This window comes from Azospirillum sp. UENF 211521 (genome assembly GCF_058780535.1).
The window spans coordinates 2,553,750-2,566,974 of sequence record NZ_JBSNCF010000001.1 but is presented as its reverse complement, the minus strand read 5'-3'; the positions used below and the strand labels follow the sequence as shown (position 1 = coordinate 2,566,974).

The window sequence follows — 13,225 nt, the reverse complement described above, 5'->3', positions numbered from 1 at the left end:
AGAAAGAACGAAGAGAGGACCCGAACCGATGGATTTCAGCCTGCCCCCGCCGATCGAGGAGTTCCGCCGCCGCGTGCGCGCCTTCGTGGAGGAGCGCATCCTGCCGCTGGAAGCGGACCCGGCCTCCTACGACGCGCACGAGAACATCGCGCCCGCCCTGCTGGAGCGCCTGCGCGGGGAGGTGAAGGCCGCCGGGCTGTGGGCGCCGCAAATGCCGACGGCGCGCGGTGGGCAGGGGCTGGGCATCGTCGGCATGGCCGCGGCCTACGAGGAGATGAACCGCTCCATCTTCGGGCCGGTCTGCTTCAACTGCGCCGCTCCCGACGACGGCAACATGCAGCTTCTCAACAAGGTGGCGACCGAGGCGCAGAAGGAGCGCTGGCTCCAGCCCATCATCGACGGCGCGGTCCGCTCCGCCTTCGTGATGACCGAGCCGCATCCCGGCGGCGGTTCCGACCCCTCGATGATGAAGACGCGGGCGGAGCGCAAGGGCGACCGCTGGGTGATCTCCGGCCGCAAATGGTTCATCACCGGGGCGGGGGAGGCGCAGCATTTCATCCTGATCGCCCGCACCTCCGACGACGCGCGCAAGGGGCTGACCGCCTTCCTGTTCGACAAGGACCAGCCCGGCTGGGAGATCGTCCGCCGCATCCCGATCATGGGGCCGGAGGAGCATGGCGGCCATTGCGAGCTGCGCTTCGACGGGCTGGAGGTTTCCGACGAGAACGTCCTGATGACCGTCGGTGATGGGCTGAAGGCGACGCAGATCCGCCTCGGCCCGGCGCGGCTGACCCATTGCATGCGCTGGACCGGCCTGTCGAAGCGGGCCATGGAGATCGCCGCCGCCTATGTCCGCGAGCGCGAGAGTTTCGGCACAACGCTCGCCGGGCACGAGGGCGTGCAGTGGATGATGGGCGACGTCGCCATGCAGATCGAGATCGGGCGGCTGCTGGTCATGAAGGCGGCGTGGCAGCTCGACCGCGGCGATTTCGCCCGCAAGGAGGTGTCGATGGCCAAGGTCCATGTCGCCGACACGCTGCACAAGGCGGTGGACACGGCCATCCAGCTCTGCGGGGCCAGGGGCTATTCGAAGGACACGGCGCTGGAGTGGATGTACCGCTACGCCCGGCAGGCCCGGCTGGTGGACGGGGCGTCGGAGGTCCACAAGATGGTCCTGGCGCGATTCTACATGGACGAGGGCGACGGCTTCTGGGCCTGGGGGTGACGGGATGGGCGCATTGATCGACGGGGAAAGCCGGCCGCGGCTGGAATCCTGGCTGGCCGGGGCGACCGGCGCGACGCGCGTGGCGGTGGCCGACGAAGGCACGCTCGGCGGGGGAGCCATCTCGCTCAACCTCGCGGTGACTCTGGACATCGACGGCGGGCCGCAGGCCGGGCGGCACGCCTGCGTGCTGCGCGCCCAACCGGGCGGAGGCGCGGCGGCGTCCGGCATGAAGGCGAGCATCTCCAAGGCGCAGGAGTTCGCCGTGCTGCGCGCCGCCTTCAGCGCCGGGGTGGCGGCGCCGGAGCCCATCGCCGCCTGCGGCGACCCGGCGGTCCTCGGCGCCGACTTCTACATCATGCGCCGCGCCGAGGGCATCGGGGCCGGGCACAAGGTGGTGAAGGCCGACCAGCCGCAGCGCGGACTCGCCCGCGAGCTTGGCCGGCAGTTGGGCCGCCTGCATAAGGCCGGGCCGGACACGCCGGGGCTGGAGGACCTGCCGGTGCCGGCCGCGTCGCCGGCGCTCGACTGCGTCCACGCCTACCGCGACTGGCTGGGCGATCTGGCGCTGCGGGACGCCGTGCTGGCCTGGGGCCTGCGCTGGCTGGAGATCCACGCGCCGCCGCCGGGCGAACTGGTGCTGTGCCACCGCGACTACCGCACCGGGAACTATCTGGTGAAGGACGGCGGCCTGACCGCCATCCTGGATTGGGAGTTCGCGGGATTCAGCGATCCCATGGAGGATCTCGGCTGGTTCTGCGCCCGCTCCTGGCGCTTCGGGCGCCACGACCGCGAGGCCGGTGGGCTGGCCGGGCGGGAGGACTTCTACGCCGGCTACGAGGAGACGTCGGGCCGCCGGGTGGACCCGCGGGCGGTCGCCTATTGGGAAACCGCCGCCTACATGCGCTGGGCGGCCATCGCGGTCCTTCAGGGGCGCCGCCACACCTCCGGCGAGGAGCCGTCGTTGGAGCTGGCTTTGACCGGGCGGATGCTGCCGGAGATCGAGTGGGACCTGTTGCGCCACATCCATGGGCTGGGGCTGACGGCCTCCGCCCCGGCGGCGGTGGATGCCGAACCGTCCGGCGATGCCGACGAAGAGAGGGTCGCCTGATGCGCACCAGCCCCGACGCCCAGCAGTTGCTGAGCATCATCGCGGAAACGTTCCGCACCGACCTGCTTCCCCACATCCCGCCGGCCCAGCGCTACACGGCGCTGATGATCGCCAACGCGCTCGGCATCGTGCAGCGGGAACTGGCCGGCGCGGACGAGGCCGGTCACGCCATGCTGGCGGCGCTGGCCCTGCTCTACGGCGAGGACGCCGACGACAGCCTGTCCGGCACCGACCTGCGCCAGCGGGTGGAGGCCCTGCAGCACCGGCTGTGCATCGAGATCGCCGCTGGCGACTTCGACCACGACGGCCAGGACGTGCTGATGGAGTGCCTGGAGGAGATCGTCCAGGCCCGGCTGGGCATCGCCAATCCGAAGGTGCTGCGGGGGTAAAAAGTGTTCCCCTCTCCCGTCCCGGGAGAGGGGAACGAAGGATGTGGGCGTCACTCCGCGATCGGCTCGTAGAATTCCGGGCCGAAGTCGGCGGCTTGGCGGCTGGTCACGTTGAAGGGCTTTTTCAGGCCACCGCGGAAGTAGCGCTTTACCAGATCCTGCCACGTCTCCACCGGGTCCACGCCGCGCTTGGCGCAGAGATGGCCGAACCAGCGGCGTCCGGCGGCGACGTGGGTGATCTCCTCGTCATGGATGACCTGGAGCAGGGCGGCGCTCTCCGCGTCGCCGAACTCGCGCAGGCGGCGGACGGTCTCCGGGGTGACGTCGAGCCCGCGCGCCTCCAGCACCATCGGCACCACGGCCAGCCGGGCGGCGAGGTCATGGGCGGTGGTGGTCGCGGCCTGCCACAGCCCGTCATGGGCCGGCAACTCGCCATAGCCGGAGCCAAGCTGGTTCAGCCGCTCCTCCAGCATCTGGAAATGCCGGGCCTCGTCGTCGGCGACCTGCACCCAGTCGTCGGTGAAGCCCCTGGGCATCCCCTCGCCGACGAAACGGCACACGATGTCCCAGGCGAGGTCGATGGCGTTCAGTTCGATGTGGGCCAGCGCGTGGAGCAGGGCGAGGCGGTTCTGCGCGCTGCCGCCGCGCCCGCGCTTGGGCATGTCGCGGGGCAGCATCAGGGGCGGGCGCTCCGGGCGGGAGGGGCGCTCCGGCGGGGCCAGCGCGCCGAACTCCGTGATGCGTCCGTCGCGCCACGCCGCGGCATAGTCCCGCGTCAGGCGCACCTTCTCCAGCGGCGCCGCGGTGGTCAGAACCGCGACGGCCGCGTCGCACAGCGTGGTCACCATCCATACGCAACGAAATGGGGGTTCAGGATGTCGGCCTTGCCGTAGAGGAAGGGCGAACCGTCCGGTTGCTCCACCCGGCCGCCGGCGGCGGCGAGGATGGCGTGGCCGGCGGCGGTGTCCCACTCGCTGGTCGGGCCGAAGCGGGGGTAGAGGTCCGCCTTGCCCGCGGCCACCGTGCAGAATTTCAGCGAGCTGCCGCAGGTCACCCGGTCCTTCACCGTGTAGCCGGCGAGGAAGCCCTCCAACTCGCTGCCGCTGCCGTGGGAGCGGCTGGCGACCACGGTCAGGCCGTCGGGCGGCGGCTTGCGGACCTGGATCGGGTAGTCGTGGCGCCCCTCCACCCAATGGACGGCGGTGCCCGCCCCGCAGGCGGCGTAGAGGTCGCCGGTGGCCGGCGCGTAGACGACCCCCAGGATCGGACGCCCGCCGTCGATCAAGGCGATGTTGACGGTGAACTCGCCGTTGCGGTTGATGAATTCCTTGGTGCCGTCGAGCGGATCGACCAGCCAGAAGCGCCCGCCGGAGATGTCCGGCCGGTTCCCGGCGGCCACGGCCTCCTCCGCCACCACCGGAATGCCGGGGGCGATGTGGTGCAGGGCCGGGGTGATGACGTGCTCGGCGGCGAGATCAGCCTGGGTGACCGGGCTGCCGTCGACCTTTGTGGCGGCGTCGATGCCGTCGTTGTAGAAGCGCAGGATCACCTGACCCGCTTCATGGGCGATGGTCCGCACCTTGGGCAGCAGGCTCGCCGCGGCGGTGTCGGTCATGGGTGGTCCTCCGGTCGGCTGGTGGGCGAACGGTCACCATAGCGCGCCCGGATGGTGGGCTGGAAGGCTGGAAAGGGCGGGGAGGATGGGAGAATGCGGATGAAGGCGGGCTGGCGCGCTATGGAGACGGCGGACCTGGACCGTGTGATGGCCATCGCCGAGGTCGTGCATCCCGATTACCCGGAGGACCGTGCCGTTTTTGCCGAGCGGCTGGCCCTTTACCCGGACGGCTGCGCCATGGCGGACGCGGATGGGATCGGCATCGGCTACATCGTCCTGCATCCGGGCCGGCTGGGCGTGCCGCCGCCGCTCGATTCGCCGCTCGGCGCGCTGCCGGAAGCGCCGGATTGCCTCTATCTGCACGACGTCGCCCTGCTGCCGGCGGCGCGCGGCCTGGGGTTGGGAGCCGCCGCCCTGGAGCGCATGGACGCCCTGGCGGCGCGGCAGGGCTTCCGCTGGCTGGCCCTGACCTCGACGCCCGGCGCGCGGGCCTTCTGGGACGCGCAGGGGTTCCTGCCGCAGGACGGTGGGGCCGGGTTGGCGGCCAAGCTGGCCTCCTACGGCGGCGGCATGACCTACATGACGCGGCCGGTGAAGGGCTGATTTCGGCGATCGATGAAATTTGCCGCAAATTGTATACATCCCGCCCGGCGGGGATTCGATTTGCGGCAAGTTGTCCGACCCCGGCGGCTGGTCGCGGATGCTATCGTGCAGCGCTCCCGACACCTTCAGCACGGCCGTTCGCCGGCAGGCCCCCATGCAGCCATCCGCCCGCTTTCCGTGGAAGTCCGAATACACGGTCGGAAACGAGTCCATCGACGAGCAGCACCGGACCCTTTTGGAACTGGCCGGCCTGCTGCACATCGCGGTGGCGGCGGGGCAGGGCTACAAGATCATCCAGAGTGCCTTCGCTGCCCTGGTGAAGTACACGGAGGAGCATTTCTCCGCCGAGGAGCGGTTCTGGACCGACGCCAGGAGCGGCGCCGTCGAGACGCACAAGCGGCTGCACCGGCAGATCACGGACGAGTTGCTGGCCCTGCGGTTCGAGGGCCCCTACGGGGTGGTCTTCTGCACGCCAAACGAACTGACCAACTGGGTCGAGCACCGGCTGATCGCCCATTTCATCGAAGAGGATCAGGGTGTCTACCGCAGCCTGACCCAGGGCGCGAAGCGGAAGCGGACGTCTGCCTGACCGCCGCCTGATCGCCATCGGATCTCTGTCGAACGGCCGTCGCTTTCACAACCGGCCCGCAATCCGGCCGCCGTGGCCCTTCTCACCCAGCCTTGGTGGACGCCGAAGATGCGCCCACTCCATCGCGGATGGCCTGCCCGGACGGCGGACTGGAAAACACGTTCGCATGAATATTTGAAGACAAACGAATGAATGCAAATGCATTCAAATAAAATAGTTTTATTTTTTCAAATTATCACCGGTATTTTTGATGAGCGCCCCGGCCATTCCAAAATAAATATCAATGAATGCAATTCGGGACTTGATGAATTGCGCCGTTTTGGCGGACGTTCGCGTCAAGGCCATGCGGAGGTTGGGGCATTCTGCCAACCGCGAGGGAACGCCATGACTGCACCTTACCTGCTGCCGCCGACCACCTCCGCGCCCTATCCGTCCAGCCTTCCGTCGGGAACCGTGAAGCTGTACGCCGATCAGAACTGGAGCAGCGACAGCCTGACCATCACCACCTCGGGCGCGATCGAAGGCGTCCAGAGTTCCTTTGCCGGGACCAACCTGAACGACCGGACCACCTGGGTTGCCTTCAACCTGCCGGAGGGGGTCGTCCTGACCCTGCTGGAGCACAAGACCACTCCACCCGCCGGCCAGCCCTACAGCTTCAACGGCTGCGGGCGTTGCGTCGATCTGATCGGCAACGGCCAGACCCAGACGGTCGATGTCGAGAAGCTCGGCGCCAACGACTGCCTGTCCGCCTACATCTGGCGCACCGTGGATCTGAACACCGGTGTCTTCCAGCTGTTCGACGGGCTGAACTACGCCGACAACCGCAACACCTTCTTCCTGTGCGAATGGCCGATGGGGACGGTTCTGTCGTTGGCCGGATGGTTCATTTGCGACCGGGCGGCGTCGATCTATTTCGGCGGGCTGACCGCCCAGCAGGTGGCGCTCTACGACGGCGGCCAGGGCGACGGGGAAACCATGTCCGTCGCCGGCTGGCTGAGCATGGACGGCATTCCCGACCTGCGCAGCTACTCCTTCGTCGACAAGGAAGGCTCGTGGAAATGGGATCTGCTGACTCCGGTCCATTCGGAGGTTGAGCCCTTCACGATCACCTCGCCGGTCCCGACCAACCCGTCGAGCACGATCTCCAGTTCCATCTCCGGCACCAACGAGGGGGCGGCGACGATCACCGACACGGTGTCGGTCACCAGTGGGAAATCGCAGTCGCTGACTTTGTCGGTCACCGATTCCTACACGATCGGCTATGTCCAGGAGGTGCGCTTCACCTACGGGATCGGTCTGACCGGCGAGGTCGAGGTCGGCTGCACCTTCTCCATGTCCTACACCTACACGGGCACGAAGGAGACCTCGGTCACCAATTACTACGATCTGTCGGTGAGCCAGGCGGTCGAGATCCCGGCCGATTGCCGCTACAGCTCGACCATGACCATCCTGATGGCCGAGATCCCGCCGACCTCCTACAGCACGCCGGCGGTCTTCTACTACACCCAGCAGGTGCCCGGTTCGACCTACGATGCGGCGATGAGCGCCGAGCTGGGCAAGACGGTCTACGCGCTGCGCCAGACGGTGACGGGCTACGTCAACGGCGGCGTCTCGGTGGACGTCCGGAGCAGCACGGAAACCCAGCCGCTCTCCGTCGCGGCGCTGGCCGACGCCTGACGCCGGCACCGTCCGCGACGCGGGTCCGCCATCACAGGTTTCGCGTCCAACGTTGCCTTTGCCGTGGAACGGACCCAAGTCTAGCTGGTTTATGATGTGGCGCGGCTGCCGGATGGGCGCGGGATTCCCCGCCCGTCCGGCGGCCCCGCTCCACCAGACCAGCGGAGCGACGGCGGCGGATGAAGAACTCGGACAATGGCCGGATCGATCGGAACGACACGCTCTGGTACAAGGACGCGGTCATCTATCAGCTTCATGTCAAGGCGTTCTTCGACGCCGACAACGACGGCATCGGCGACATCGCCGGCCTGACGCAGAAGCTCGACTACATCCAGGAGCTTGGCGTCACCACGCTGTGGCTGCTGCCCTTCTACCCTTCGCCGCTGCGCGACGACGGCTACGACATCGCCGACTACAAGGCGGTCAACCCGTCCTACGGCAATCTCCAGGACTTCAAGCGGTTCCTGCGCGAGTGCCACGACCGCGGCCTGCGCGTGATCACCGAGCTGGTCATCAACCACACCTCCGATCAGCATCCGTGGTTCCAGCGCGCCCGTCAGGCCAAGCCGGGATCGAACCACCGCAATTTCTACGTCTGGTCCGACACCGACCAGAAGTACCAGGGCACCCGCATCATCTTCTGCGACACGGAAAAGTCCAACTGGACCTGGGATTCCGAGGCGCAGGCCTACTTCTGGCACCGCTTCTACTCGCACCAGCCCGACCTGAACTTCGACAACCCGAAGGTCCTTCAGGAGGTGCTGAACGTCATGCGCTTCTGGCTGGACATGGGGGTGGACGGGCTGCGGCTCGACGCCGTTCCCTACCTGAAGGAGCGCGAGGGCACCAACAACGAGAACCTGCCGGAAACCCACGACGTCCTGAAGGCAATCCGCACGGAGATCGACAAGGGCTACGGCGACCGCATGCTGCTGGCCGAGGCGAACCAGTGGCCGGAGGACGTGCTGCCCTATTTCGGCGACCTGGAGAAGGGCGGGGACGAATGCCACATGGCCTTCCACTTCCCGCTGATGCCGCGAATCTACATGGCCGTCGCCATGGAGGACCGGCACCCCATCGCCGACATCATGCGCCAGACCCCGGACATCCCGGACGAATGCCAGTGGGCCATCTTCCTGCGCAACCATGACGAGCTGACGCTGGAGATGGTCACCGACCGCGAGCGGGACTATCTCTGGGACTTCTACGCCGCCGACCGGCGCATGCGGATCAACCTGGGCATCCGTCGCCGCCTCGCCCCGCTGCTGCAGAACGACCGCCGCAAGATCGAGCTGCTGAAGAGCCTGCTGCTGTCCATGCCGGGCACGCCGGTGCTCTATTACGGCGACGAGATCGGCATGGGCGACAACATCTATCTCGGCGACCGCGACGGCGTGCGGACACCGATGCAGTGGTCGCCCGACCGCAACGGCGGCTTCTCCCGCGCCGACCCGGCGCGGCTGTACCTGCCGGCGATCCAGGACCCGATCTACGGCTTCCAGGCCATCAACGTCGAGGCGCAGCAGCGCAGCCCGTCGTCTCTGCTGAACTGGATGAAGCGGCTGATCGCCGTGCGCCAGCAGCACAAGGCCTTCGGGCGCGGCAGCTTCCAGCTCCTCTATCCGGGCAACCGCAAGGTCCTCGCCTATCTGCGCTGCCATTCGACGGAGGAGGGCGACGAGGTCATCCTCTGCGTGGCCAACCTGTCCCGCTCCGCCCAGGCGGTTGAGCTGGACCTCAAGCAGTTCCGCGGCCGGGTGCCGGTGGAGATGCTGGGCCGGACGGTCTTCCCGCCGGTCGGCGATCTGCCGTACCTGCTGACCATCCCGGCCTACGGCTTCTACTGGTTCGCGCTCGCCGCCGAGGCGGCGCTGCCGTCCTGGCACGAGACGATGCCGGAGCCGGTGCCCGACCTGCTGACCGTGGTGGTGCGCGACGGCTGGAAAAGCCTGATCAGCGGTCGCGCCGAGGCGGAACTGGCGCGCGACATCCTGCAGGCCTACCTGCCGCAGCAGCGCTGGTTCGCCGCCAAGGACCGTCGGATCGAGCGCGCGCACGTTCCGGTGTCGGCGCGGCTGGACGGGCCGGGCGACGGCTTCATGCTGCTCCACACCGACGTCGAGCTGTCCGGTGGCGGCACGCAATCCTACTTCCTGCCGCTCGCCATGAGCTGGGAGGAGAACGCCGGCAACACCGGCTGGCCGCTGCTGCCCTTCACGCTGGCCAAGGCCCGGCGCGGTCCGCGGACCGGCGCCATCTACGACGCCATGCAGGCCGACGCCTTCACGCGCAGCCTGCTGACCGCTTTGCGCGAGGGGCGGGAGATCCCGGCGTCGCACGGGCACCTGCGCTTCTCGCCAACGGCCTGCATGGCCGACCTGACGGTGGACGACGACACCGAAATCCGCCGCCTGGGCGTGGAGCAGAGCAACAGCTCGATCCTGGTCGGCAGCCAGGCCGTGCTGAAGGCCTTCCGCCGCCTGACCCCCGGTGCCCATCCGGAGATCGAGGTCGGGCGCTTCCTGACCGAGGTGGCGGGCTTCCAGAACACGCCGTCGCTGCTCGGCTCCGTCGAGCATGTGGCGGAGGACGGCACGCCGACCGCGCTGTTCGTGCTCCAGGGCTATGTGCGCAACCAGGGCGACGGCTGGAGCAGCACCGTCGATTCGCTGGTGCGCGACCTGGACGACATCCGTCTCGGCCTTGCCCACGATCCGGAGGAGCCGACCGAGGGCGAGCCCTTCGGCATGCACGCCGCCATGATGGCGACGCTCGGCCAGCGCACGGCGGAACTCCATTGCGCGCTGGCGAAGCGGACCGGCGATCCGGCCTTCGATCCCGAACCGGTGACCGCCGACGACCTGAAGGGCTGGGGCGAGGCCGCCCGACGGCAGGCCGAGGCCGCCTTCGCCGCTCTGCCCGGCGCGCTGGACCGTCTGGCCCCCGCCGTGCGCGAGCAGGCGGAATCGCTGCTGGCCCGCCGCGCCGACGTGATGAGCCGGCTGGCCGAACTCGCCGACACCCCGCCGCAGGGCGACAAGACGCGCATCCACGGCGACTATCACCTGGGGCAGGTGCTGCGCGCCCAGAACGACTGGTACATCATCGACTTCGAGGGCGAGCCGGCGAAATCCCTGGAGGAGCGCCGGGCCAAGCACAGTCCGCTGCGCGACGTGGCGGGGATGCTGCGCTCCTTCAACTACGCCACCTGGGCGGCGCTGTTCCGGATCGACGAGACGGGCGTTCTGGAGGAGGCCGGTGCGGTGATGGAGGCGGCGCTCGATTGGGAGCGGCGCAGCATGCAAAGCTTCCTGGAGGCCTACCGCACCGCCATGGGCGCCTGCCCGGACGTGCCGGACGGAACCGCCGCCGACCGCCGCCTGCTGGCGCTGTTCCTGATGGAGAAGGCGCTGTACGAGATCGCCTACGAGGCCGCCAACCGGCCGAACTGGATCGGCATTCCGGTGAAGGGCGTGCTGGGGCTTCTGGACGGCGAGTCCTGAGGCGAAACCCGATGCGGGACATAGGACGCCGCGGGCGTGGTGTGACAAACGCCCCGGCGCTATGTTCACACCCCAAGAACGAGCAAGGGTAAGGGGAAAGTCAGCCGATGCCGAACGACATCCGAACGGGAAACCGTGCCAAGGCGCAGGAAGCGTCGCCGAAGGCCGTGTCGCCGTTGAGCGGCGGCATCGAGGCCATCGTCCACGCCGACCACGGTGATCCCTTCGCGATCCTGGGCATGCACCAGTCCGGCAAGGACCGGCCCGTCGAGGTCCGCGCCTTCATCCCCGGCGCGGAAAAGCTCTGGGTGGTCGACAGCGCCTCGGGCGATCCGGTGGGCGAAGCCGACAAGGTCCATGGCGAGGGCTTCTTCCTCGCCGTCCTGCCCGACCGCAAGGAGCGCTTCCGCTACCGCCTGCGCGTCCAGTTCCCGCTGGCGACGGTGGAGTTCGAGGACGCCTACCGCTTCTCGAACGTCCTGGGCGAACTGGACATCCATCTGTTGGCCGAGGGAACCCACCTCAAAAGCTTCGAGCGGCTGGGCGCCCACCCGCGGGAGATCGACGGCGTGGCCGGCGTGGCCTTCGCCGTCTGGGCACCCAACGCCCGGCGGGTCAGCGTCGTCGGCGACTTCTGCGACTGGGACGGTCGGCGCCTGCCGATGCGCAAGCGCGTGGAGGCCGGCGTGTGGGAAATCTTCGTGCCCCACGCCACCGTCGGCCAGCGCTACAAGTTCGAGATCAAGGGGGCGGGCGGCGACCTGCTGCCGCTGAAGTCGGACCCCTACGCCTTCCAGGCCGAGTTCCGCCCGCAGACCGCGTCCGTCGTGCATGGCCTGCCGTCCTACGACTGGCAGGACGCTGAGTGGCAGCGGACCCGCTCCGCCAGCGCCGACCTGACCGCGCCGATCTCCATCTACGAGGTCCATCTCGGCTCCTGGGCGCGGGTGCCGGAGGAGGGCGACCGCTTCCTCACTTACCGGGAACTGGCCGACCGGCTGGTGCCCTATGTGAAGGACCTCGGCTTCACCCACATCGAGCTGCTGCCGATCACCGAGCACCCCTTCGACGGCTCCTGGGGCTACCAGCCGATCGGCCTGTACGCGCCGACCAGCCGTCACGGCACGCCGGAGGACTTCAAGTTCTTCGTGGACGCCTGCCACGCGGCGGGGATCGGGCTGCTGCTCGACTGGGTCCCCGGCCATTTCCCGACCGACCCGCACGGGCTGGGCTGGTTCGACGGCACGCACCTCTACGAGCACGCCGATCCGCGCCAGGGCTACCACCAGGACTGGAACACGCTGATCTACAATTTCGGCCGGACGGAGGTGCAGAACTTCCTGCTCGGCAACGCGCTGTTCTGGCTGGAGCATTACCGGCTGGACGGGCTGCGGGTCGATGCCGTGGCCTCCATGCTCTACCTCGACTACAGCCGCAAGGCCGGCGAGTGGGTTCCCAACCGCTTCGGCGGGCGCGAGAACCTGGAATCCATCGCCTTCCTCAAGCGGATGAACGAGCTGACCTACGGCCAGAACCAGGGAATCATGACGGTGGCCGAGGAATCCACGGCTTGGCCGGCGGTGTCACGGCCCGTCTATCTCGGGGGCTTGGGCTTCGGCTACAAGTGGAACATGGGCTGGATGCACGACACGCTGGAGTACATGGCGAAGGACCCCATCCACCGCCGCTACCACCACCACCAGCTCACCTTCGGCCTGATCTACCAGTTCTCGGAAAACTTCGTCCTGCCGCTCAGCCACGACGAGGTGGTGCACGGCAAGGGCTCGCTCATCAACAAGATGCCGGGCGACGACTGGCAGAAGTTCGCCAACCTGCGCGCCTATTACGGCTTCATGTTCGCCCATCCCGGCAAGAAGCTGCTGTTCATGGGCGGCGAGTTCGGCCAGTGGCGCGAGTGGAGCGAGGCGCGCAGCCTGGACTGGCATCTGCTGGAGGAGCCGCTGCACCAGGGGCTTCACGCGCTGGTGCGCGACCTCAACGGCATGTACCGCGGCCTGAAGCCGCTGCACCAGACCGATTGCGACCCGGCGGGCTTCGAATGGATCGAGGCCAACGACAGCGACAACTCCATCCTCGCCTTCCTGCGCAAGAGCGGGGAGGACCCGGAGCACCATGTGGTCGTGGTCTGCAACTTCACCCCGCTGCCGCGCGACGGCTACCGGGTCGGCGTCACCCTGCCGGGCCGCTACGAAGAGGTGCTGAACACCGATGCGCCGGAGTATGGCGGCAGCGGAGTCGGCAACGCCGGCGGCGTGGCGAGCGAGGAGACGGAATGGCATGGGCGCCCGCATTCCATCTGCCTGACCCTGCCGCCGCTCGGCACGCTGGTGCTGGAGCGCAAGGCGGGGTGAGGGGGCGGCCTTTCCACCGCAGGGACGAGAGGATGGCGGCGTTCCGCACTTGACGCGACCGGCGCGCCGCTCCTTTATTGCAGCAGGTGGCTATCCGCTTCGGCTAGGTCACCTGCTGCGCCCGACGCAAGCCGCTTGCGGTTC

At 68.3% G+C, this 13,225-nt stretch carries 10 protein-coding genes; 8 read left to right on the top strand and 2 right to left on the bottom strand.

The window, feature by feature from the left end; genetic code table 11:
- Positions 1–28 precede the first annotated feature (28 nt).
- The 3 genes from ACWPN5_RS12080 to ACWPN5_RS12070 are packed head-to-tail and all read left to right on the top strand — an operon-like array spanning position 29 to position 2,722.
- On the top strand, positions 29–1,225 hold the full coding sequence (locus ACWPN5_RS12080) for an acyl-CoA dehydrogenase family protein (protein WP_492295526.1): 1,197 nt from the start codon (positions 29–31) through the stop codon (positions 1,223–1,225).
- 4 nt (positions 1,226–1,229) lie between these two features.
- Positions 1,230–2,333, top strand: coding sequence for a phosphotransferase family protein (locus ACWPN5_RS12075; RefSeq protein ID WP_492295524.1), 1,104 nt, complete (start codon positions 1,230–1,232; stop codon positions 2,331–2,333).
- On the top strand, positions 2,333–2,722 hold the full coding sequence (locus tag ACWPN5_RS12070; RefSeq protein ID WP_492295522.1) for a DUF6285 domain-containing protein: 390 nt from the start codon (positions 2,333–2,335) through the stop codon (positions 2,720–2,722). The genes ACWPN5_RS12075 and ACWPN5_RS12070 overlap by 1 nt, the downstream gene beginning before the upstream one ends.
- Positions 2,723–2,772: 50 nt before the next feature.
- On the opposite strand, the gene ACWPN5_RS12065 is transcribed toward ACWPN5_RS12070, so the two are convergent.
- Together ACWPN5_RS12065 and cysQ are read right to left on the bottom strand one after the other, a co-directional pair.
- Positions 2,773–3,570 carry a ferritin-like domain-containing protein gene (locus ACWPN5_RS12065; protein WP_145686833.1) on the bottom strand — a complete coding sequence of 266 codons (798 nt, stop codon included), beginning with the start codon at positions 3,568–3,570 and terminating at the stop codon, positions 2,773–2,775.
- On the bottom strand, positions 3,564–4,337 hold the full coding sequence (gene cysQ, locus ACWPN5_RS12060) for a 3'(2'),5'-bisphosphate nucleotidase CysQ (RefSeq protein WP_145686831.1): 774 nt from the start codon (positions 4,335–4,337) through the stop codon (positions 3,564–3,566). The genes ACWPN5_RS12065 and cysQ overlap by 7 nt, the downstream gene beginning before the upstream one ends.
- A gap of 93 nt (positions 4,338–4,430) precedes the next feature.
- Here cysQ and ACWPN5_RS12055 point away from each other — a divergent pair, with 93 nt between their 5' ends.
- The 5 genes from ACWPN5_RS12055 to glgB all read left to right on the top strand — a co-directional run bounded on the left by ACWPN5_RS12055 (position 4,431) and on the right by glgB (position 13,081).
- Positions 4,431–4,940: a GNAT family N-acetyltransferase gene (locus tag ACWPN5_RS12055; protein WP_247888360.1), complete on the top strand. Its 510-nt coding sequence runs from the start codon at positions 4,431–4,433 to the stop codon at positions 4,938–4,940.
- 154 nt (positions 4,941–5,094) lie between these two features.
- Positions 5,095–5,529, top strand: a complete 435-nt coding sequence (locus tag ACWPN5_RS12050) for a bacteriohemerythrin (RefSeq protein ID WP_200477925.1) — start codon at positions 5,095–5,097, stop codon at positions 5,527–5,529.
- 384 nt (positions 5,530–5,913) lie between these two features.
- Positions 5,914–7,206, top strand: coding sequence for a hypothetical protein (locus ACWPN5_RS12045; protein WP_145686827.1), 1,293 nt, complete (start codon positions 5,914–5,916; stop codon positions 7,204–7,206).
- 179 nt (positions 7,207–7,385) lie between these two features.
- Positions 7,386–10,709, top strand: coding sequence for a maltose alpha-D-glucosyltransferase (gene treS, locus ACWPN5_RS12040; protein ID WP_492295518.1), 3,324 nt, complete (start codon positions 7,386–7,388; stop codon positions 10,707–10,709).
- Between the two features lie 107 nt (positions 10,710–10,816).
- Complete coding sequence (gene glgB / locus ACWPN5_RS12035) at positions 10,817–13,081, top strand: 1,4-alpha-glucan branching protein GlgB (RefSeq protein ID WP_492295516.1); 2,265 nt, start codon at positions 10,817–10,819, stop codon at positions 13,079–13,081.
- Positions 13,082–13,225 lie beyond the last annotated feature (144 nt).

Excerpts from the sequence above, each read along its gene's own strand:
- cysQ (WP_145686831.1), bottom strand. The coding sequence starts at position 4,337 with ATGACCGACACCGCCGCGGCGAGCCTGCTGCCCAAGGTGCGGACCATC.
- ACWPN5_RS12070 (WP_492295522.1), top strand. The coding sequence starts at position 2,333 with ATGCGCACCAGCCCCGACGCCCAGCAGTTGCTGAGCATCATCGCGGAA.
- glgB (WP_492295516.1), top strand. The coding sequence starts at position 10,817 with ATGCCGAACGACATCCGAACGGGAAACCGTGCCAAGGCGCAGGAAGCG.
- ACWPN5_RS12045 (WP_145686827.1), top strand. The coding sequence starts at position 5,914 with ATGACTGCACCTTACCTGCTGCCGCCGACCACCTCCGCGCCCTATCCG.
- ACWPN5_RS12075 (WP_492295524.1), top strand. The coding sequence starts at position 1,230 with ATGGGCGCATTGATCGACGGGGAAAGCCGGCCGCGGCTGGAATCCTGG.
- ACWPN5_RS12050 (WP_200477925.1), top strand. The coding sequence starts at position 5,095 with ATGCAGCCATCCGCCCGCTTTCCGTGGAAGTCCGAATACACGGTCGGA.
- ACWPN5_RS12055 (WP_247888360.1), top strand. The coding sequence starts at position 4,431 with ATGCGGATGAAGGCGGGCTGGCGCGCTATGGAGACGGCGGACCTGGAC.
- treS (WP_492295518.1), top strand. The coding sequence starts at position 7,386 with ATGAAGAACTCGGACAATGGCCGGATCGATCGGAACGACACGCTCTGG.
- ACWPN5_RS12080 (WP_492295526.1), top strand. The coding sequence starts at position 29 with ATGGATTTCAGCCTGCCCCCGCCGATCGAGGAGTTCCGCCGCCGCGTG.
- ACWPN5_RS12065 (WP_145686833.1), bottom strand. The coding sequence starts at position 3,570 with ATGGTGACCACGCTGTGCGACGCGGCCGTCGCGGTTCTGACCACCGCG.